A 21532-nucleotide genomic window follows, 5' to 3' on the forward strand; every position below is an offset into this window, starting at 1 on the left:
GTCAGCTCCCAGGTTGCATGAGGTCGGTGTGGATGGCGATGGCGGCGCGCTTGCCGTCGGCGACCGCGACCACGGTGAGATCGGCTCCCTTGGTGCAGTCGCCGCCGGCATACACGCCTTGCAGCGAGGTGCGGCCCTCGGGGTCGACGGCGATGCGGCCGGATTCGAGGGCGAGCGTGTCGCCGAGCGGGGCATCGTAGAACTGGCCGATGGCCTTGAGCACCATGTCGGCGGCGATCACCCGCGGCTCGCCGCGCACGAAGACGTTGACCGCGGCGACATGGCCGGGCTCGTCGTCATCGGCATCGAAGGAGTGCGGCACGGCATCGAACAGGATCTGGATGCCGCTGGTCTGCGCCCATTCGCGCTCGAAGGCCGTCGCCGACATGTCGCCGGGGCCGCGCCGGTAGAGCATCGTCACCTCGCGCGCGCCGAGGCGGGAGGCCTGCATGGCGGCGTCGATGGCGGTGTTGCCGCCGCCGATCACCACCACGCGGTCGCCGACCGGCACGCTCGCCTTGTCGGCGGCACTGCGCAGGCGGGCGATGAAGGCGACGGCATCCTCGACGCCGCCGAGGCTTTCGCCGGGGAATTCGTTCGCGCCTGCCGAGAGCGCCCGCACGCCGCCATGGCCGAGGGCGAGGAACACCGCATCATGGGTGGCGCGCAGGGTGGACAGGGCGGCGGGCGAAGCGATCGGATGGTCGTAGGCGAGCTCGATGCCGCCGATGCCGAGCAGCCAGGCGATCTCTTCCTGCGCGAAGTCGCCGGCGAGCTTGTAGGCGGCGACACCGTATTCGTTGAGGCCGCCCGGGCGGGGCCGGGCCTCGAAGATGGTGACACCATGGCCGCGCATGGCCAGCGCATGCGCGCAGGCGAGGCCGGCGGGGCCGGCGCCCACGATGGCGATGCGCCGGCCGGTGAACGGGGCGCGGCTGAAAGGCTGCAGGCCGCGCTCCATGACATGGTCGGTGGCGTGGCGTTGCAGCGCGCCGATCTCCACCGCGCCGTCGCCGGCCAGCGTGCGCACGCATGCACCCTCGCACAGGATCTCGGTGGGGCAGACGCGGGCGCAGCTGCCGCCGAGGATGTTGGCCGACAGGATGGTCTCGCCGGCCCCCTTGAGGTCGTGCGCGGCGATGCGGCGGATGAAGCCGGGGATGTCGATGCCGGTCGGGCAGGCCTCGATGCAGGGCGCGTCGTAGCAGTAGTAGCACCGATCCGCCTCGACCGCGGCACGGGCCGGGGTGAGCGGAGCATGTGCGTCGGCGAAATTGCGCGCCAATGTGGCCGCGTCCAGCCGTCCTGCCTCGATCCGTGCGTGCATGGGCCCCTCCGTTGCGACGAGGCTAGTCGAATCCTGACTGTCTGGTCAAGAAATGAACATTCCGGCGATTGTTGCACTCATCAGGTTCGACAAGGTGCCCGCGAGAATGGCACGCAGGCCGTATCTTGCCACTTCTGCCCGTCTTTCGGGCACCAGCGAGGTGTAGGTGGCGAGCTGGATGCCGATCGAGGAGAAATTGGCGAAACCGCACAGGGCGAAGGTGGCGACGGCGAGGGTGTGGGCGTCGAGCACGCCGTTGTGGAAATAGGGCGACAGGCCGACATAGGCGACGAACTCGTTGAACACGATCTTCTGGCCGATGATGTCGCCGATCAGCGTCGCATGGGTCCAGGGCACGCCGATCAGCCAGGCGAGGGGTGCGAACACCACGCCGAAGATCGCCGCCAGCGACCAGCCGGGATGGCCGAACCAGTGGCCGATACCGGCGAGGCAGCCATCGAGCAGCGCGATCAGGCCGATGAACGAGATCAGCATCGCACCGACCGCGACCGCGACATGCACGCCGTTCATCGTGCCGACGGCGATCGCCTCGATGATGTTGGTGGGCCGCCTGCCGTCGAACTCGACGCGGGTGGTGGTGATGTCGGTATGGCCGTCCGACGGCATCAGCAGCTTGGAGAACAGCAACCCCCCGGGGATCGCCATCAGCGAGGCGGCGAGCAGGTAGTCCATGCGTACGCCCAGGCCCGCATAGCCGGCGAGGATCGAGCCGGCGACGGAGGCCGCCCCCGAGCACATCACGGTGAAGAGTTCAGGGCCGGTCATCAGCGGCAGGAACGGCTTGATCGCGACGGGGGCCTCGGACTGGCCGAGGAAGATGGTGGTGACCGCGGCGAAACTCTCGATCGGGGTGGTGCCGATGACCTTGCGGAACACCCAGCCCAGCCCGAAGGCGATCGCCTGCATCACCTGAAGGTAATACAGCACCGCGATCAGCGCGGAGATGTAGATGATCTGCGGCAGCACGTGCAGCGCGATCACGTAGCCCGAGCCGTTGTGGAAGATGTCGTTCATCTGCGGGCCGACCAGGCCGCCGAACAGGAAAGCGATGCCCTGCTCGCCGTAGCCGAGCACCGCGGCCACCGCATTCGACGCGATCGCCATCCCCGCGCGCCCGATCGGCACGAACAGCACCAGCGCGCCGAGCGCGATCTGGGCGAGCAGGGCTGCGGCGACCACGCGCAGGCGGATCTCGCGCCGGCGCGGCGAGCAGATCACCGCGATCGCCAGCAGGCAGGCCATGCCGAGGATGCCGTGGGCGAGATTGCTCATCGCGCGCGCCCCGGCGGGGTGGTGGGCTGGGGCATCGTTGGGAGAGGTCCTGGTGCGGAGAACGGTGCCGGAATGGTCGAACACAAGCCTTGCGCCGTCAATCAGCCGTAAACCTTTCGCCTTTAGACTGAGGGACAGGTCGTGAAGGGAGGGGCGGTTGTCTGGTCTGCTGGCCAGGTTGTGCGCTTTGGCGATGCTGTGCGGGCCGGTCGATGCACCCGCCCTGCAGCCGACGGGCGGGCATGTGGCGGGCGTGCGGTTCGATCAGGTGCTGTTGCGCGTGCGCCAGGAGGTGGCGCTGTTCGCGCAGCAATCGACGGCCGCGCGGAGCCGCGATCTCGACCTGCTGCGCGGCGAGGGCATCGAGCCGCGCTGTGCCGAAGGGGCGAGCGATTTCGCGATCCGGCGGGTCAGCCTCACGCTGGCCGTGGCGATGACGCCCGGGCGCGGCGGGGAGGCCGAAATGACGGTGCCATTCGCCGAGGCCGGGGACGGGCCACGCAGGATGCGGACCGCCGTGCTCGATGACGCCTGGGAGATCCCGGCCGAGCCCGATGCGCGGACCGCGCGGCTGCTCGCACCGGTGGCGACGATCGCGCCGGTGATGTCGGGTCTGCGGCACGGGCTGCTGCGCGCGACGATGCAGGTGCCGTGTTCGGCGAACGTGCCGGGCGGCATCGACGGCACGCTCGCGTTCGCCCTGCGGGTGGAGCGCGATGCCGATCCTTCGGTCGGCTTTCATCTCGCCATCGCCCCGATGCTTGCCGGGGCAGAAGTGCCGCCCGGGTCGGTGGACACCGTCACCATCGGTTTTCATGCACCCGGTTCGGCGCCCGCCCCCGTCGCTGCCCCCGTCGCCGCCACCATCAGGCCACCGCTCGCCCGTCCGCCGCCACAGCCCGTGCCGATGCCACCCGTCTGGGGACAGGGGCCCGGGCCGGCGGGGCCGGGGACGGTGTATGTGCCGCTGCCGGGGCGGCGGCCGGGTGTGGTCGAGGTGCCCCTGCCGGATATGGACATGGGATCGGGACCCGGAATGGTGCCGGCACCGGGGTCGAGCGGCGATCCCGGCTCCACGACGCAGGTCGACTGAGCGCGTCCGCGCACCCTCTAGCCGGCCGGAATGGTGACCACCGCGCCGGGGGCGGACGAGGTCTTGGCGAGGTCGAGCAGCACGCTGACGATGGAGAACGCGACCTTGCTGTCGAAATCGGTGTCCGCGATCCAGTACCACGAGCCGTCATATTCGACCGAACTGTAGACCCGCGACGGAGGCTTGGGGCCGTTCTGGACGATGACCACCGGGCGTCGCTCGATGCCGACCTCGCCGACCGAGGCGACGGTGCGCCCGGCGGTGACGTCGGCGGCCGGCACGTTGATCTGGTAGGCGAGCTGCGACAGCACGCCGAGCATCGAGCGGGTGAGCAGGGCGATCTCGCCCGGATGCGGGGCGAAACGGCCATACACCACCTCGGCATCGAGCGCGCGCGGCTTCATGCCCAGCAGCCGACGGGTCTCGTCCATCACCGCGTCGAGCTCCGTGGAGCCGGGTGGCGCGAAGGTGAGGAAGATGCGCCGGTCATCGGCGGGCGGGGCCTTCGGATCCTTGTCGGCCTTCGCGTGACCTGGACGATCGACCCGGATCGACAGCAGCCCGGCGATCTGGAGGCGGCGGAGGTCGTGCAGCAGCAGGAAGAACTCCGGCGAGCCCTCCCCTGCCCCCTCGACCAGCCCGGTCGCATTGCTCCAGCGGCCGATCGCCTGCACGGAGAGGCGGAACAGAACGTCGATCGGCAGGCCGCCGACGGTGAGCGGCAGCAGGTCGGAGGGGGCGAGCGGGCGCAGCAGGCTTTCGGCGAACTGCTCGCCGGTGAGCGGCTGAAAGGTGAAGGTCGGGCTCTGCTGGAGCTGTGCGGAGCCGGTGCCGGTCAGATAGGTGCTGATCGGGGCCGAGGGAAACACCTCGAACCCGCCTGAGACGTTGCGCTGGAGCTGATACGACGAGATCACCTGCGTGGTGTCGAGGAAGGTCGGCATGTCGCCGTAGCGCAGCCGCACCACGTTGAGCAGGGTCTGCTTCTTGGCCGAGACCGACAGCGAGCGCGCATAGTCGATCTGGTCGGCATCGAGCTGGCGGGGGCCGAACTGGATGCAGCCACCAAGCGCTGCCAGCAGCGACAGCGTTCCCAGCACTCTGACGACGGCGTCGGCATTCATCGGTCCCCATGGTCGGCGAGCATGGGGCCTGCGTCAATTTGCCCCCTGCCCCGCCTGTCGGGGTTTGCTGCGTGGCGCCGATACGCGAGGCATTGACAGGGCCGGCCGCGCGCGGCCTGTTCGGCACGGCGGCGACCACGTTCCCGTCCCGGGGTCGGCTGGACCCCTGGCCCGATCAAGACCGGGACGGCCCGGCACGGATGTTCGGGAGATGGATGCCGTGTCGTGGATCTGCCTGGTGGCCGCCGGCCTGCTGGAAGTCGTGTGGGCCTATGCGATGAAGCAGTCGGAGGGATTCTCGCGTCCCTGGCCGTCGATCATCACCCTCGTCGCGATGATCGCCAGCTTCACCCTGCTGTCGGTGGCGATGCGGTCGCTGCCGCTCGGCACCTCCTACATGATCTGGACCGGTATCGGCGCGGTGGGCGCCTTCGTGGTCGGGGTGGTGCTGCTCGGCGAACCGCTGGGGGCATTGCGGATCGGCGCCGCGGTGCTGATCGTCTCAGGGCTGGTGCTGATGAAGCTCTCGTCGCGCTGAGGGCTCAGCCGCCATCGATCACCACCCCGCGCAGCACCAGCGCGCTGATCGTCGCCTCGGCGGCGGCGAAATCGGCATCCTCCAGCGCGTCCGTCTCCAGCACCCGCACCATCTGGGCGGAGAAATCGGCGTAGCTCTGGGTCATCGACCACAGGCAGAACAGCAGGTGGCGGGTATCGACCGGGCGCATGCGCCCCTGGGCGCGCCAGGTGGCGAAGACGGTGTCGATGCGGGCGACGCGGGCGCGCAAATCGCCGCGCAGGTAGGCGTCGATGTGCCGCGCACCTGTCAGCAGCTCGCCGGCGAAGATGCGCGAGGCTTCAGGGCGCTCGCGGGCCCAGGCGAGCTTGGCGCGGATGTAGCCGGACAGCGCCGTGGCCGGGTCGCGCTCGGCGATCAGCCACAGATCGGCGTCATCCAGCCAGAGCGAGAGGATGTTCTCCAGCAGGGCGGCGTAGAGCGCGTCCTTGGAGCCGAAATAATAGTGCAGGTTCGGCTTGGGCAGGCCGGCGGCGCGCGCGATCGCGGCCATCGTCGCACCGCCATAGCCGTGCTCGGCAAACACCTGCTCGGCGGCCTCGAGGATCTTCTGCGTGCTCTGGCGGTGTGGGGCACCCGGCTGGGCGAGGCCGGGTTTCGGCGCGGTCGTCGTCAGGTCAGTCACTCGGCCGCTTTCTCCGTTCCGCTCGGACGCCACGACTCGAGCCGCCTTGGCAGGACGGGCGCCGGGGGCGACACTACGGGGCATCCAGACACGCTCATAGCGTCGGCATCCGTTGCTGTCGCGTTATCATTTTGGCTGAGGGGCCGGACAATGACCATCTTCATCCGCGGCGGCACCATCGTCACCGCCGAGGGACGCCAGCGCGGCGACGTGCTGTGTGCCGGCGGGCGGATCGCGGCCGTCGGCGACGGGCTGGAGGTGCCGACCGGGGCGGCGATCGTGGATGCGGGCGGGATGCTGGTGATGCCCGGCGGCATCGATCCGCACACCCATATGGAGATGCCCTTCATGGGCAGCGTGTCGTCGGACGATTTCTTCACCGGCACCGCCGCCGGGCTCGCCGGCGGCACGACATCGATCATCGATTTCGTCATTCCCGATGCCGGCGGGTCGATGATCGAGGCGTTCGAGGCCTGGCGCGGGCGCGCCGAGAAGGCCGCGGCCGATTACGGTTTCCATGTCGCGGTCACGGACTGGTCGGAACGGGTCCGGGACGAGATGACGGAGCTGACCCGCCGCGGGGTGAGCAGCTTCAAGCACTTCATGGCCTACAAGGGCGCACTGATGGTCGATGACGGGGTGCTGCTGCACTCGATCGGCCATGCGCTATCCTTGGGCGCCTTGTGCAGCGTGCATGCCGAGAACGGCGACGCGGTGGCGCATCTGCAGAAGGCGCTGCTGGCGCGGGGGATCACCGGTCCGAAGGGCCACCCCCTCTCGCGGCCGCCCGAGGTGGAGGGCGAGGCGGCGACGCGTGCGATCGCACTCGCACGGGTGATGGGCGCGCCGCTCTATGTGGTGCATGTCTCGACCAGGCAGGCGGCAGAGGCCATCGCGGCTGCGCGGATGTCGGGACAGCGCGTGTTCGGCGAGGTGCTGGCCCAGCATCTGGTGATCGACGACAGCGTCTATGACAGCGACGATTTCGCTTACGCGGCCGGGCATGTGATGAGCCCGCCCTTCCGCCCCAAGGCGCATCAGGCGGCGCTGTGGGCCGGGCTCGCCTCGGGGCAGTTGCAGACCACGGCGTCGGATCATTGCTGTTTCTGCGCATCCCAGAAGGCGCAGGGGGCAGAGGATTTCACCCGCATTCCCAACGGCACCGCCGGCATCGAGGACCGCATGGGCGTGCTGTGGCATCACGGGGTGGGGGGTGGGCATCTGACGGCGGAGGAGTTCGTCGCCGTGACCTCGGCCAACACGGCGAGGATCTTCGGGCTTTATCCGCGCAAGGGCACCATCCAGCCCGGCGCGGATGCGGATATCGTGGTGTGGGACCCGTATGCGAGCCGGACGGTGTCGGCGCGCACCCACCATCAGAACATCGATTTCAGCGTCTATGAAGGGATGGAACTGACCGGGCTGGCGCGAAGCACCATCGCCGCCGGCAGGCTGGTCTGGCATGATGGCACGCTTCGGGCCGAGCGGGGCGCGGGGCGCTACCTGAAGCGCAGCCTGCATGCACCGATCACCGGCATGGGCACAGGGTTGGGAGACAACGCATGAGCGAGACGATGACTGCACCGGCCGGCGCGCCCGTCCCCAGCCTCGTGCCGAACGATCTCGATGCGATGTGGATGCCCTATACCGCCAATCGCGACTTCAAGGCCGCGCCGAGGCTGCTGGCGGAAGCCGAGGGCATGACCTATCGCACGCCCGAGGGGCGCGCGGTGCTGGACGGCACGGCGGGGCTGTGGTGCGTCAATGCGGGTCATGGCCGCCGGCAGATCGTGGACGCGATCACCGCCCAGGCATCGAGGATGGACTACGCGCCGTCGTTCCAGATGGGCCACCCGCTGATGTTCGAGGCGGCCTCGCGCATCGCGGCGATCACGCCTTCGGGGCTGGACCGGATCTTCTTCACCAATTCCGGCTCGGAGAGTGCGGATACCGCGCTCAAGATCGCGCTCGCCTATCACCGCGCGCGCGGGCAGGGCCAGCGCACGGTGCTGATCGGGCGCGAGCGCGGCTATCACGGGGTGGGGTTCGGGGGAATGTCGGTCGGCGGCATCGGCGCCAACCGCCGCCAGTTCGGCTCGCTGCTGCCGAAGGTGGACCACCTGCCGCACACGCATGACCTGGCGCGCAACGCGTTCTCGTGCGGGCTGCCGGCGCATGGCGCGGAGCTGGCCGATGCGCTGGATGCCCGCGTCGCGCTGCACGGGGCGGACACCATCGCGGCGGTGATCGTCGAGCCGCTGGCCGGTTCGGCCGGCGTGCTGCTGCCGCCGCAGGGCTATCTCGAACGGCTGCGCGCGGCCTGCGACCGGCACGGCATCCTGCTGATCTTCGACGAGGTGATCACCGGGTTCGGGCGCACGGGGGCGAATTTCGCAGCAGGGCGCTTCGGGGTGACGCCGGACATCCTGACCATGGCCAAGGGGCTGACCAATGCCGCGGTGCCGATGGGTGCGGTGGCGGTGAGCAACGCGATCCATGACGCGATCGTCGACGGCGCGCCGGGGGGCATCGAGCTGTTCCACGGCTATACCTATTCAGGCCATCCGCTGGCCTGTGCGGCAGCGATCGCGACCATCGACCTGCATCGCGACGAGGACCTGCCGGGCCGGGTGCGGTCGCTGGAGCCGGTCTGGGAGGCGGCGGTGCATTCGCTGCGCACGGCCCCGAACGTGATCGACATCCGCAATTTCGGCCTGATCGGCGCGATCGAGCTCAGCCCGCGCCCCGGCCAGCCGGGCGCGCGGGCGATGGCGGTGTTCAAGCGCTGCTTCGCCGCCGGCGTGCTGGTGCGGGTGACGGGTGACATCGTGGCGCTGTCGCCGCCGCTGATCATCGAGACGCCGCAGATCGAGCGGATCGTGTCGGTGCTGGGCGATGCGATCACGGCGGAGCGCGACTGAGATGGCGTCGCGGATCTATGATTTCAGCCTGCGCACCTCGCGCGGCGAGGAGCTGCCGCTGTCGCGCTTCGAGGGGCGGCCGCTGCTGATCGTCAACACCGCGTCGAAATGCGGCTTCACCCCGCAATTCGAGGGGTTGCAGGAGATCTATACCCGCTACCGCGACCGCGGGCTGGAGGTGATCGGCATCCCGTCGGGGGATTTCGGCAACCAGGAGCTCGACGACAACGCGGCGATCGGGGCGTTCTGCCACCGCAATTACGGGGTCAGCTTCACCATCGCCGAGAAGAGCCGGGTGCGCGATCCGGGCGCGATCCCGCTGTTTGCGTGGCTCGCACGGCAGGGCGGGCTGCTGGCGCGGCCGCGGTGGAATTTCTACAAATACCTCGTCGACCGCAGCGGTCTGCTCGAAGGTTGGTATTCCTCGCTGACGAAGCCGACCTCGCGCAGGATGGACGCGGCGATGCTGCGGCTGGTCTGGGAATAGCCGCCAGCGTCGATGTTCAGGGCCTTTCTCACTGTCGGCGGCTGGACGATGGCCAGCCGCGTGCTCGGGCTGGTGCGTGACCAGCTGCTCGCCATCCTGATCGGGGTGGGCGCGATGCAGGACGCCTATCAGGTGGCGTTCAGGCTGCCCAACATGTTCCGCCGGCTGTTCGGCGAGGGCGCGTTCAATGCCGCCTTCGTGCCGATGTTCAGCTCGATCCTGCATCGCGACGGGCTGCCGACGGCGCAGCGTTTCGCCAACGAGGCGCTCGGCGTGCTGAGCTTCTGGCTGCTGGCCCTCACCGTGCTCGGCGAGGTGTTCATGCCGCAGGTGGTGTGGGTGATCGGCTCGGGCTTCGCGCGCCGGCCGGAGGTGTTCGATCTCGCCGTCACCCTGTCGCGGATCACCTTTCCCTACATGCTGCTGATCTGTGCGGCGGCCCTGGTCTCGGGGGTGCTCAACGGGCTCGACCGTTACGCGGCGGCGGCGGCGGCCTATGTGCTGTTCAACGTGGTCGGCATCGCCGCGATCCTGTGGCTGACGCCGCATGTGCCGTCGGTGGCCCATGCGGCGGCCTGGGGGGTGACGATCTCGGGTGTGGTGCAGCTCGGCGCATTGCTGTGGGCGGCGCGGCGGGCGGGGCTGCATTTCAGCCTGCCGAGGCCGCGCATGACGCCCGAGATGCGGGTGCTGATGCGACGCATCGCGCCGGGGCTGGTGGGCTCGGGGGTGACACAGCTCAATCTGGTGGTGGACACCATCGTCGCCACCTGGATGCCGGCGGGTTCGGTGTCGCTGATCTATTTTGCCGACCGGGTGAACCAGCTGCCGCTCGGCGTGCTGGGGGCGGCGGCCGGGACCTCGATGCTGCCGCTGCTGAGCCGGCAGATCCAGGCCGGCGAGATCGACGCGGCGCATCGCACGCAGGGGCGCGCGATCGAATATGCGCTGGTGCTCACCCTGCCGGCGGCGCTGGCGCTGATCGCGCTGGCCGCGCCGATCATGGCCACGCTGTTCGGCTACGGGAAGTTCACCACGCTGGATGCCGTGCTGTCGGCGCAGTCTCTGTGTGCCTATGCGGTGGGGCTGCCGTTCTTCGTGCTGGTCAAGGTGCTGGGGCCGGGCTTCTTCGCGCGCGGCGACACCGCCACCCCGGTGCGGCTGGGGATGATCACGCTGGCGCTGAACTTCGCCCTCAATCTCGCCCTGTACCGGCCGCTCGCCCATGTCGGGCCGCCGCTGGCCTCCTCGCTGGCCTCGATGATCAACGTGCTGCTGCTGGCCGGCACGCTGGGACGGCGCGGGCAGCTGCGCGCGGACCGCGCGCTGATCTCGCGCCTCGCACGGATGGCGCTGGCGGCGATGGTGATGACGGCGGTGCTGGTCGCCGCCCAGCACGGACCGCTCGCCCATGTCGAGGCGCAGCGGCCGCTGCGGCGCGCGGTGGAGCTCGGCCTGCTGATCGTGGTCGGCATGGGGGTGTATGGCGGCATGCTGCATGCGCTCGGCGTGGTCTCGGCCGCAGAGGCCTGGCGGGGGCTGTCGGGACGGCTGCGGCGCCGGCGGGCCTCGTGAGCCTGCCTTCGGCGGAAGGCGCGTCGCCGGCGATGGCGCAGTGGTTCGCGCTCAAGGCGCAGCACCCCGATGCGCTGCTGTTCTTCCGCATGGGCGATTTCTTCGAGCTGTTCTTCTCGGATGCGGAAGCGGCCGCCGCCGCCCTCGACATCGCGCTGACCACGCGCGGCACCCATGCCGGACAGCCGATCACCATGTGCGGCGTGCCGGTCGCGGCCGGCAATGCCTATCTCGCACGACTGATCCGGCGGGGATTCCGCGTCGCCATCGCCGAGCAGACCAAGAAACCCTCGGCGCGCTCGGGCAAGCAGCCGCTGGCGCGCGCCATCGTGCGGCTGGTGACGGCCGGCACGCTGACCGAGGACGAGCTGCTGGAAGCCGGGCGGGCGAACCTGCTGCTGGCGTTGGTCGAGGGCGGCGCGGGGTGGATCGACATCTCCACCGGCCGCTTCGCCACCGCCGCGACCGGGGCGGACGCGCTTGCCGACCTGATCGCGCGGCTCGATCCGGCGGAAATCATCGCCCCGCCGGGCCTGCCATTGCCGGAGGGAGCCCAGGCGACCGCCGTGCCGCCGCCCCCCGCCCCGTCCGTGGCCCGCGCGCGGCTGGCGGAGGCGTTCGGAGCCGCCAGCATCGACGCGTTCGGCGAATTCTCCGATGCGCAGGCCCAGGCCGGCTGGCTCGCGCTCGATTACGTGCGCACCAGCCAGGCGGGGGCGACGCCGCGGCTGGATGCGCCGCGCTCGGAGGCGCAGGCCGGCACGCTGGGGCTCGATCCGGCGACGCGGGCGAGTCTGGATCTGCTGCGCGCCCGCGACGGCGGCGACGACCACACGCTGTTCGCCGCCATCGACCGCACGCTGAGCGGGTCCGGCGGGCGGCTGCTGGGGAGCTGGATCGCCGCCCCGCTCACCGATCGCGCCGCGATCGTCGCCCGCCAGGAAGCGTGGGGATGGCTGCTGCACGAACCGGGCCGGGCGGCGATGCTGCGCGGCGCGCTGCGGGCCGCGCCCGACATCGAGCGCGCGCTGGCGCGGCTGTCGCTGGGGCGCGGGCTGCCGCGCGACCTCGCCGCGATCCGCGACGGGCTGGCGGCATGCGCGTCCTGTGCGGCGGCCCTCGAGGAGGCCGCCGACGCGCCGGCGATGATCGCCGCGCTGCATGGGGCACTGTCGCTCGCGCCCGGGCTGCGCGAGACGCTCGAGCGCGCGCTGGCCGAGCGGCTGCCGGCGCGCCTCGAGGATGGCGGGGTGATCGCGCCCGGCTTCGATGGCGAACTCGATGCCGAGCGGCGGCTGTGCTCGGACAGCCGCGCGCTGATCGCCGGGTTGCAGAACGACTATGCGCAGACATTCGGCATCGCCTCGCTCAAGCTCCGCCACCATGCACAGCTCGGCTACGTCATCGAGGTCGCGGCGAGCCAGGCGGAGCGGCTGCGCGGCCATCCGGAGCTGATCCTGCGCCAGGGCACCGCCGCCCTCGCCCGCTTCGCCACCGCCGAGCTCGCCGATCTCGACAGGCGCATCGCCGAGGCGGGCGGGCGGGCGGCGGAGCGCGAGCGGGGGGTGTTCGCCGCCCTGGTGGCGCAGATCCTCGCCGAGCGCGACCTGCCCGCCGCCGCCTGGGCGCTGGCGGCCCTCGATGCGCTGCAATCGGCGGCCAGCCTCGCGCAGGGCGGCGACTGGTGCCGGCCGGAGATCACCGACGGAGCGGACTTCGCCATCGAGGCGCTGCGTCATCCGGTGGTCGAGCGGGCGCTGGCGCGCGCGGGCGGGGGGGCGCGGTTCGCGCCGAACGACTGCGACCTGTCGCCCGAGCGCTCGGTGCTGCTGCTGACGGGGCCGAACATGGCCGGCAAGTCCACCTATCTGCGGCAATGCGCACTGGCCGTGATCCTGGCCCAGGCCGGGCTGCCGCTGCCGGCGCGCAGCGCGCGGATCGGCATCGTGGACAGGCTGTTCTCGCGGGTGGGGGCGGCCGACGATCTGGCGCGCGGGCGCTCCACCTTCATGGTGGAGATGACCGAGACGGCGGCGATCCTCAACCAGGGCACGTCGAGATCGCTGGTTGTCGTGGACGAGATCGGGCGCGGCACGGCGACGCTGGACGGGCTGGCGATCGCCTGGGCGGTGCTGGAGGCGCTGCATGGCACGCTGCGCTGCCGGGCGATCTTCGCCACCCATTTCCACGAGCTGGCCGATCTGGCCGACTCGCTGCCGAGGCTGCGGCCGCACACGATGAAGGTGCGCGAGTGGCGCGGCGAGGTGGTGTTCCTGCACGAGGTTGTCGAGGGGCGCGCGGGGCGGTCGTGGGGGGTGCATGTGGCGAAGCTGGCCGGGGTGCCGGCCCCCGTCGTGGCACGGGCCGGGCGGCTGCTGGCCTCGCTGGAGCGGCAGGCCGGCACGCGTCCGGCGGCGCTGCCGCTGTTCGAGGCTGCCAGCCTTGTCACGGACGACGGAGAAATTACCTGTAGTGTGCAGGCCACCGATGTGGCTGAATTGCCGCAAGGCGGGGTCGATCGGCAGGACGAGGCGCTGCGCGAGGCGCTGGGCGCGATCGATTGCGATACGCTCAGCCCGCGCGAGGCACTCGAGGCGCTGTATCGCCTCAGAGCGATGCTGGGCTGAATCGCCCCCGATGCAGGGGCAGAGGAGAATTCATGGGGCGTTGCCCGACAACCGTACGATCCGCCTGAGTCGATGCCCGCCCCCGTGAAGAACGAGCCCACGACCCACGATGCCCCGCAATCCGGGACCGTGACCGACGAGACCACCAAGGCCACACGTGCGCTGGCCGCCGCCCTCGCCCGCGCGTCGGCCGAGGGCGAGGGCGTGCCGCGCGAGGCCGCACTGGGTCATTTCCGCCGCCATCTCGCCCGGCTGCAGACCGATGTGCGGCATGAGTTCGAGAGCCATGCGATCTCCGGTGCCGAGGCCGCGCGGCGGCTGAGCGCGATGACCGACGGGCTGGTCGCGACCCTGTTCGATTTCGCCCGCGGCGAGGCGCTGCGCGGGGTCGAGGGCATGCGGCCCGACCTGCCGGGACTGTCGGTGATCGCCACCGGGGGGTACGGGCGCGGGCTGCTGGCCCCGTTCAGCGACATCGACCTGCTGTTCCTGACCACCGACGCGCCCGGCGCGGCGTCGCTCGCGGTGGTGGAATACATGCTCTATTTCCTGTGGGATCTGGGGCTGAAGGTGGGTCATGCGACGCGGTCGATCGCCGACTGCGTGGCGGAGTCGGCCGCCGACACCACCATCCGCACCTCGATGATCGACGCCCGCCTGCTGGCCGGCGACGCGGCCCTGTTCGACGCCTTCATCGTCGCGCGCAACGAGGCCTGTCGCGCCGAGGGGCCGGCCGGGTTCCTGGCCGCCAAGCAGCACGAGCGCAGCGTGCGCCATGCGCGCTACGGCGAGAGCCCGTTCATGGTCGAGCCCAACATCAAGGAAGGGCGCGGGGGCCTGCGCGACCTGCAGACCATCTACTGGATGGCGCGCTATGTGTTCGGCATCCACCGGCTGCTGGATCTGGTCGGCGAGGTGCCGGCCGATCCGCTCGACATGACACCCAGGGCCGGAGCGGACGCGGCCGGCACCTCGGTGGGCCTGTTGACCGAGCAGGAAGGCCGCCATGCCCGCCGGGCGTGGGACTTCCTGTGGACGCTGCGCTTTCACCTGCATTACGTCGCCGGGCGGGCCGAGGAGCGGCTGACCTTCGACATGCAGCCGGTGATCGGCGCGCGCATGGGCTATACCCGTCACGGCCGGCAGGTCGGCGTCGAGCGCTTCATGCGGCACTATTTCCTGACCGCGCGCGACGTGATGCGGCTGACGCATGTGCTGGAGCCGACCATCCGGCGCGCCGCCCTGGGGGCGCCGGCGCTGACCCGCTCGGCCGATCCCGAGCTGGAGGCGGCGGGGTTCACCCTGGCCGACAACCAGCTGCTGCCGAAACCCGGCGTGTCGTTCCGCGACACCCCGATCGCCATGCTGCGCATCCTGCGCTGCGCGCGCGACCGCGACCTCGCGCTCCATCCGCTGGCGATGCATGCGATGATCCGCTACGAGCGCCAGGCCGCCGGGCTGCGCGGCGATGCCGAGGCCTCGGCGATCTTTCTCGACCTGCTGGCCGGCACGCCTGGGCATCCGCGCACCGACGGCGCGCGCTGGCTCTCCCGGCTCAACGAGACCGGGCTGCTGTCACGGCTGGTCCAGCCCTGGTCGCGCATCGTCGGACAGATGCAGTTCGACACCTATCACGTGTTCACCGTCGACGAGCATACGATCGAGGCGGTGCGGGTGCTCAACATGCTCGAGCGCCACGAGGTCGAGGACACGAAGGCGGTGGTCGGCGACCTCGTCGACGACCTGCAGAGCCGGCGCGCGCTCTATGTCGCGGTGCTGCTGCACGACATCGCCAAGGGCCGCGGGGGCGATCATTCCGAGCTGGGCGCGGAGATCGCGCAGGACATCTGCCCGACGCTCGGCATGTCGGCCGAGGAGACCGAGACGGTGTCGTGGCTGGTGCTGCATCACCTGCTGCTCAGCCAGACCGCGTTCCGCCGCGACATCGACGATCCCAAGACCATCCTCGACCTCGCCGACACCATCCAGTCGCCGGAGCGGCTCAAGCTGCTGCTGCTGCTGACGGTGGTCGACATGAAGGCGGTGTCGCCGAAGGTGTGGAATGCCTGGAAGGCGACGCTGCTGCGCGAGCTGTATGTGCGGGTCGCCGAGGTGCTGGCCGGCGGGCTGGCGACCACCGAGCGCGACGCGCGCGTCGCCCGCGCCAAGGAGACCGCCGCCACCGTGCTGCGCACCGAGGGGTTCGACGAGGGCGAGATCAGCCAGTTCCTCGGCCTCGGCTATGGCAGCTACTGGCTCGGCTTCGATCCGGAGACCCACACGCGTCACGCGCGGATGATCCGCGAGGCGGAGGCGTCGAGCGCGCCGTTCACCGTCGAGACGCAGCCGCTGCCGGCGCGCGACGTCACCGAGGTCACGGTCTACACCCACGACCATGCCGGGCTGTTCTTCAACATCGCCGGCGCGCTGGCGGTGGCGGGGGCCTCGATCGTGGATGCGCGCATCCACACGCTGACCAACGGCATGGCGCTGGACACGTTCTGGATCCAGGATGCGTCGGGCACCATCCTCGACCAGCCGCACCGGCTGGCGAAGCTGTCGGTGCTGATCCAGCAGACGGTCAGCGGCGCGCTCGACCCGTCGAGCGAGATCGAGCACCTCCATCACGGCCCGCGCCGGATGCGCGCGATCGGGGTGCCGCCGCGGGTGCTGATCGACAACCGCGCGTCCAACACCCACACGGTGGTCGAGGTCAACGGCCGCGACCGGCCCGGGCTGCTGTATGACGTCACCCATGCGATGAGCGAGCTGGGGGTGACCATCGCCTCGGCGCACATCACCACCTACGGCGTGCGCGCGGTGGACGTCTTCTACATCAAGGACGTGTTCGGCCTGAAGATCACCTCCGAGCGCAAGCTCGCCGATCTGCGCGCCGCCCTGCTGGGCGTGCTGCGCGCCTCCGAGGAGACGCAGGCACCGGAAACGCCCGCCGTGAGCCGGCGCCGCCGAAAGACCGCCTGAGCCCCTACCGAAGCTGCGCCATGCCCCGCCACCGCGAGATCGCCGCGCTGTCGGTGCTGGCCGTGCTGCTGTGGCTCGGGGTGGCGATCAAGGCCGCCTCCGCGCCGCTCACCTGGGACGAGGCCTGGACCTACCTGCATTACGCGCGCTCCTGGCGCGATCTGCTGACGCTTGATTATGCCAACAACCATCTGCTGCACAGCCTGGCGGTGCGCCTCGCGGTGGTGCTGACCGGCACCAATTCGGAGTTCGTGATCAGGCTGCCGAACGTGCTGGCGGCGGGGCTGTATCTCGCCGCCACGCTGGCGGTGCTGCCGCAGGTGCGGTTCAGGCGCACCTTTTTCTTCGTCTGCGCCGGCGCGCCCTATCTGTTCGACTATTTCGCCCTCGCCCGCGGCTACGGCCTCGCCGCGGCGTGGATGCAGGTCGGGCTGGCCGGCAGCCTGTTCGGACCCGAACGGCGCTGGTCGCTGCCGCTGCTGACGGGGTGCCTTGCCGCCGCCAGCCTGTGCATCTTTCCGCTGGCGATCACCGCCGGCATGGTCTGCGGGCTGCTCGGGCTGGCTAGGCTGCGCGGCGGAACCTGGTCGCTGGTGGCACGTCCCGGCGCGATGCGCTTCTGGTCACTGCTGGGCGGCACCATGCTGGCGGCGCTGATCGCCTTGGCTATGCTGCACGTGGTATCGCGCGACGGCGCGCCGGTGTTCGGGACCGATGGCGGGCTTTACGATGCGATCGCGAGGAGCGTCGCACGCAAGAATGTCGCCCCGTCGGCGGCAGTCTGGCTGCCGCCGCTGGCGCTGACGCTGCTGGCGGTGCTGCTGGTGGTCACCTGGCGGGTGCAGCGCCCGCGCAGCCGGCTTCTGCTCGGCACCAGCGCGCTGAGCCTGCTGGCGATCGCCGCCGCCGCCGCTCTGCTTCACAAGCCGCTGCCGACCGACCGGGTACTGATCGCGTTCTATCCGCTATGGACGCTGAGCGCGCTTTCGCTGCTGGAGGACCTGCCCGCCCGGCTGTCGCCACGAGGGTTGCGCAAGGTCGGTGCAGCGTGTGGGGTGCTGTGCCTGGCGATCGGGTTCAACTTCGGCCGCCATGTGAATTGCCACGTCTACGAGGACTGGCCGACGGAAAGCGACGTGCCGGCCGAACTCGCAGTGGCGATCCGCGACCGCCACTGCCTGCCGCCCGAGATCACCCTGCCCCACCAGTATTATCTGTATCGCTGGTTCGGCACCGTCACCCCGCCCGGCCTGCCGGCCTGCTGAGCGCACTCAACCGAAGCCTTCCAGCACGAGCTTGCCGCGCGCGGTGCCGGACGTCAGCACGTCATGGGCGCGCTGGAGGTTGGCGGCGGTGATGGCGCCGAGATGCGCGCCCAGCGTGGTGCGGATCGTGCCGGCATCGACCAGGCGCGACAGTTCGCCGAGGATGCGGCCCTGCTCGGACATGTCGGGGGTCTCGAACAGCGAGCGGGTGTACATCAGCTCCCAGTGCAGCGAGAGCGACTTGCGCTTGAGCGGCAGCGCGTCGAGGCTCGCCGGGTCGTCGATCAGGCCGATGCGGCCCTGCGGTGCGATCAGCTCGACGAGCTGGTCGAAATGACGGTCGGTCTGCGTGGTGGAGAACACCAGGCCCGGCGCGCCGAGGCCGAGTGCGGCGATCTGGGCGGCGAGCGGGCGGCTGTGGTCGATGACGTGATGGGCGCCCAGAGCGCGGACCCAGTCGGTGGTCTCGGGACGCGAGGCGGTGGCGATCACGGTGAGATCGGTGAGCGCGCGCAGCAGCTGGATGGCGATCGAGCCGACGCCGCCGGCGCCCCCCACGATCAGCACAGCCGGCGCCGCGCCGGGCACGGCGCGGTGGATGTCGAGCCGGTCGAACAGCATCTCCCAGGCGGTGACCGCGGTCAGCGGCATCGCAGCCGCCTCCGCCCAGCCGAGCGAGACGGGCTTGCGGCCGACCAGGCGCTCGTCGACGAGTTGGAGTTCGGCATTGCTGCCCGGGCGGTCGAGCGTACCGGCATACCAGACCGCATCGCCGGGCGCGAAGCCGCGCACCGCATCGCCCACCGCGCGCACGATGCCGGCCGCATCCCAGCCCAGCACCCGCCACTGCCCCGGCGGCGGCGTCTCGCGGCCGCGCACCTTGGTGTCGACCGGATTGACCGAGACCGCGCGGATCTCAACCAGCAGGTCGCGGCCCGACGCCACGGGATCGGGCAGCTCGATGGTCTCGAGGCGGTCTGGGTCTTGATAGCCGACGGCGCGCATGGGCGGGTCTCGCAGGTCAGGGGTGGACCAGGACCATCGGATGGTCGCTGGGCGGGATCAGGTCGAAACGCATCACGGTGCCGGCGGGTGCGGCGGCCCAGGCGCGGGCGCGGTCGGCGAAATCGGTGTGCCAGTTCGGCACCCGCCAGCCGCGCGGGATGCCGAACACCAGCAACAGGCCGAGCAGCACCGCCCCCGCCCCCCACAGCGCACGCTCGCGCTGGCGCAGCAGGACCAGCACCGCACCCATCCAGGCGACCGACAGCAGGGTGAAGTAGCGGTTGCCACAGGGGGGACGGGCCAGGGCGTGCCATTGCGGCATCTCGGTCGAGGCGTGCGGCTGCACGAGCCCGGCGAGGGCGATCAGCAGCGCGAACAGGCTGAACTGCGCCAACAGCGCCGGGCCGCGACGCAGCGCGATGGCGAACAGCATCACGGCCAGCAGGCTCAGCGGGATCGCCACCGCGTCGCGGCCGAAGAAACCGCCATAGGGGAGCTTTGCGGCGGTGCTGTAGCCGAATTCCACCCCGGCGAGCACCTGACGGAACAGGATCTGCGCGGCCCAGGCGGGGGTGGCGCCGAGCGGTGTCGGCAGGGCGGCATGGTTCGGCCGGCTGAGCACCAGCGCGCCCTGCACCACCGCACAGGTCAGCAGCACCGCGCCGCGCCAGAGCGTCGCGCGCCGATCGGCGCGCTGGCGTCGTGCCTGCCACAGCCGCAGGGCCACCACCGCCAGCAGCAGCGGCGCGAACGGCCCGCTCAGCCCGGACAGCAGCAGCACCAGCGTGTCGAACACCCACCCGACCGTGCCCCGCGGCGCGGTGCCGCAGACCACCAGGCAGGCGAGCGCCGCAAGCGACCACTGCGCGTTGGTGAGATTGCCGTAGAATTCCGCCTCGTTGGGCAGCAGCATCGCCAGCAGGGCGAACAGCAGCCGTGAGCGCACATCCGGCCAGGCGGCGTCGAGGCGGCGCGAGCACAGAAAGGCGCCGCACGCGGCCTGCATCGCGATCCCCGTCGCCGCGTAGACGCGCGCCACCCACAGCAAAGGCAGCGAGGCGGTGGCGAGGGCGACCAGGCGCTGGAGCGAGTTGAGGTAGCCGTTGACCGGCACCATCAGGCAGTCGAGGCCGAGATGCAGCGCGTCGGGATACCATTCCCAGCCATCGTCGCCCCAGAATTCAGGCCGGATCAGCAGCCAGGGCTTACGCGACAGCAGCACGCAGGCGAACAGTGCCGTTGCTGCCAGCGGCAGCCAGCGGGAGCGCTGTGGGGTCGTGCTCAAGGATGCTTGACCAGCACCATCGGTGCGGTGCCGGGTGGAACCTGCGGGAATTCCATCCGCGTGCCGGGAGGTGCGAGCGCGAAGGCGCGGGCGCGGGCGGCGAAATCGGTGTGCCAGCTCTCGATCCGCCAGCTCTGCGGGATGGCGTAGAGCAGCATCGGCAGCAGCAGCACGATCCCGAAGACGCGCAGCGCCGGCTGGCGGCTGGCGGCCAGCACGAACATCGCCGCAAGGAAGGTCAGCGAGAGCATGGCGAAGTAGCGGCTGCCGCAGGTCGGGTGGGTCAGCGCCACCCATTGCGGCATGTCGGCCGAGGCATGCGGATGCACCAGCCCGCCGGCCAGCACCAGGACGGCGTACAGCGCGAAGCCCCGGAACAGCAGCCCGCCCACCGCACAGGCGGCGCCGAACGCGGCCAGCGCCACCGCCAGCGTAACCCAGGTCGCGGCATCGCTGCTCCAGCCGGGCCGGACGGGCGAGAGGAACATCGCCCGCATACCGAATTCGAGCCCGAACACCACCTGGCGAGCGATCATCCGCGCCAGCAGCACCGGGCTTGCGCCCAGCGGCGTGGGCAGGCTGCCGTGATCGGGTGTGGTCGCCAGCACCCAGAGCTGGATCGCAGCACACAGCGCCATCACCGCCAGCCGCACGAGCCCCGCCAAGCGCGCTTCAGGCTTGCGGCGGTGGGCCACCAGCACCATCAGGGCGGTCGGGCCGAGCAGCAGGGCGAACGGCCCGCTCAGCCCGCTGAGTGCGAGCACCGAAAGATCGAACGCCCACGACCACGCGCGACGCGGCGGCGACGCCATCACCACCTCGAACGCCAGCACGGCGAGCCACCACTGGGCATTGGTGAGGTTGCCGTAGAGCTCGATCTCGTTGGGCAGCAGCAGCATCGCCACCGCGAAGGCCAGCCGGGCGACGCGGGGAATGCCGTACCCGTCGAGGCGTCGACTGCACAGGAAGCTCGCCGCCAGCGCCTGCGCGGCGAGGCCGATGAAGGCGAACACCGCCGGCACCCACAGCAGCGGCAACGGCTGCACCGCGAGCCCCACCAGCCGCTGGACGCTGTTGAGATAGCCGTTGACCGGGATCGCGAGGCAGCGGATGCCGATCGTGTAGGCGTCCGGATACCACGACCAGCCATCGTCGCCCCACAGATTGGCGTCGGTCAGCACATGCGGCTGACGCGAGACCAGCAGCGCGACGAACGCCACGAACAGCAGCGCGGCCGTCGCGCCACGCGAGACCGCAGAAGAACGGGAGGACGGCGGCATCACGGGTTCCGGCACGGGCAGGGGTCGGCCGCAAGGCTATCGGTGGGGCGTCGGCGGGTCAAAACC

Annotated in this window: 16 protein-coding genes; 9 read left to right on the top strand and 7 right to left on the bottom strand. The window is 70.7% G+C overall.

Going from position 1 to position 21532, the window contains the following annotated elements; genetic code table 11:
* Position 1: 1 nt before the first annotated feature.
* A complete protein-coding gene (locus tag FHR90_RS11010; protein ID WP_183275249.1) occupies positions 2–1327 on the bottom strand; it encodes an NAD(P)-dependent oxidoreductase in 1326 nt (441 codons plus the stop codon).
* A gap of 45 nt (positions 1328–1372) precedes the next feature.
* Positions 1373–2620: a NupC/NupG family nucleoside CNT transporter gene (locus FHR90_RS11015; protein ID WP_176623504.1), complete on the bottom strand. Its 1248-nt coding sequence runs from the start codon at positions 2618–2620 to the stop codon at positions 1373–1375.
* A 157-nt stretch (positions 2621–2777) separates the two neighbouring features.
* On the opposite strand from FHR90_RS11015, the gene FHR90_RS11020 reads away from it, so the two are divergent.
* Positions 2778–3713: a hypothetical protein gene (locus tag FHR90_RS11020; RefSeq protein WP_176623502.1), complete on the top strand. Its 936-nt coding sequence runs from the start codon at positions 2778–2780 to the stop codon at positions 3711–3713.
* A gap of 17 nt (positions 3714–3730) precedes the next feature.
* Here FHR90_RS11020 and FHR90_RS11025 read toward each other — a convergent pair whose 3' ends face one another.
* Positions 3731–4837 carry a hypothetical protein gene (locus FHR90_RS11025; protein ID WP_176623500.1) on the bottom strand — a complete coding sequence of 369 codons (1107 nt, stop codon included), beginning with the start codon at positions 4835–4837 and terminating at the stop codon, positions 3731–3733.
* Between the two features lie 211 nt (positions 4838–5048).
* Here FHR90_RS11025 and FHR90_RS11030 point away from each other — a divergent pair, with 211 nt between their 5' ends.
* Positions 5049–5375 carry a DMT family transporter gene (locus FHR90_RS11030; protein ID WP_218062007.1) on the top strand — a complete coding sequence of 109 codons (327 nt, stop codon included), beginning with the start codon at positions 5049–5051 and terminating at the stop codon, positions 5373–5375.
* Between the two features lie 4 nt (positions 5376–5379).
* Here FHR90_RS11030 and FHR90_RS11035 read toward each other — a convergent pair whose 3' ends face one another.
* Positions 5380–6039, bottom strand: a complete 660-nt coding sequence (locus FHR90_RS11035) for a TetR/AcrR family transcriptional regulator (protein WP_266152791.1) — start codon at positions 6037–6039, stop codon at positions 5380–5382.
* A gap of 150 nt (positions 6040–6189) precedes the next feature.
* Here FHR90_RS11035 and hydA point away from each other — a divergent pair, with 150 nt between their 5' ends.
* The 7 genes from hydA to FHR90_RS11070 all read left to right on the top strand — a co-directional run bounded on the left by hydA (position 6190) and on the right by FHR90_RS11070 (position 17896).
* Positions 6190–7605 carry a dihydropyrimidinase gene (hydA, locus tag FHR90_RS11040; protein ID WP_176623496.1) on the top strand — a complete coding sequence of 472 codons (1416 nt, stop codon included), beginning with the start codon at positions 6190–6192 and terminating at the stop codon, positions 7603–7605.
* Positions 7602–8960, top strand: a complete 1359-nt coding sequence (locus tag FHR90_RS11045; RefSeq protein ID WP_246330203.1) for an aspartate aminotransferase family protein — start codon at positions 7602–7604, stop codon at positions 8958–8960. The genes hydA and FHR90_RS11045 overlap by 4 nt, the downstream gene beginning before the upstream one ends.
* Position 8961: 1 nt before the next feature.
* Positions 8962–9447 (top strand): glutathione peroxidase, encoded by a 486-nt coding sequence (locus FHR90_RS11050; protein ID WP_176625814.1) that lies wholly within the window; start codon positions 8962–8964, stop codon positions 9445–9447.
* 12 nt (positions 9448–9459) lie between these two features.
* The gene (gene murJ, locus FHR90_RS11055; RefSeq protein WP_183275250.1) at positions 9460–11022 is read left to right on the top strand and encodes a murein biosynthesis integral membrane protein MurJ; all 1563 of its coding nucleotides are present in this window, start codon (positions 9460–9462) and stop codon (positions 11020–11022) included.
* Positions 11019–13649 carry a DNA mismatch repair protein MutS gene (gene mutS / locus FHR90_RS11060; protein ID WP_183275251.1) on the top strand — a complete coding sequence of 877 codons (2631 nt, stop codon included), beginning with the start codon at positions 11019–11021 and terminating at the stop codon, positions 13647–13649. Before murJ ends, mutS begins: the two co-directional genes overlap by 4 nt.
* Positions 13650–13721: 72 nt before the next feature.
* Positions 13722–16631, top strand: coding sequence for a [protein-PII] uridylyltransferase (locus FHR90_RS11065; protein ID WP_176624469.1), 2910 nt, complete (start codon positions 13722–13724; stop codon positions 16629–16631).
* A gap of 20 nt (positions 16632–16651) precedes the next feature.
* Positions 16652–17896, top strand: coding sequence for a hypothetical protein (locus tag FHR90_RS11070; protein ID WP_176624471.1), 1245 nt, complete (start codon positions 16652–16654; stop codon positions 17894–17896).
* Positions 17897–17902: 6 nt separating this feature from the next.
* Here FHR90_RS11070 and FHR90_RS11075 read toward each other — a convergent pair whose 3' ends face one another.
* The 3 genes from FHR90_RS11075 to FHR90_RS11085 are packed head-to-tail and all read right to left on the bottom strand — an operon-like array spanning position 17903 to position 21466.
* Positions 17903–18901: a zinc-binding alcohol dehydrogenase family protein gene (locus FHR90_RS11075; protein ID WP_183275252.1), complete on the bottom strand. Its 999-nt coding sequence runs from the start codon at positions 18899–18901 to the stop codon at positions 17903–17905.
* Positions 18902–18917: 16 nt separating this feature from the next.
* Positions 18918–20186, bottom strand: coding sequence for a hypothetical protein (locus FHR90_RS11080; protein WP_183275253.1), 1269 nt, complete (start codon positions 20184–20186; stop codon positions 18918–18920).
* Positions 20183–21466, bottom strand: a complete 1284-nt coding sequence (locus tag FHR90_RS11085) for a hypothetical protein (RefSeq protein WP_176626109.1) — start codon at positions 21464–21466, stop codon at positions 20183–20185. Before FHR90_RS11085 ends, FHR90_RS11080 begins: the two co-directional genes overlap by 4 nt.
* Positions 21467–21532: the final 66 nt, after the last annotated feature.

Source organism: Endobacter medicaginis (assembly GCF_014192375.1).
GTDB lineage: Bacteria > Pseudomonadota > Alphaproteobacteria > Acetobacterales > Acetobacteraceae > Endobacter > Endobacter medicaginis.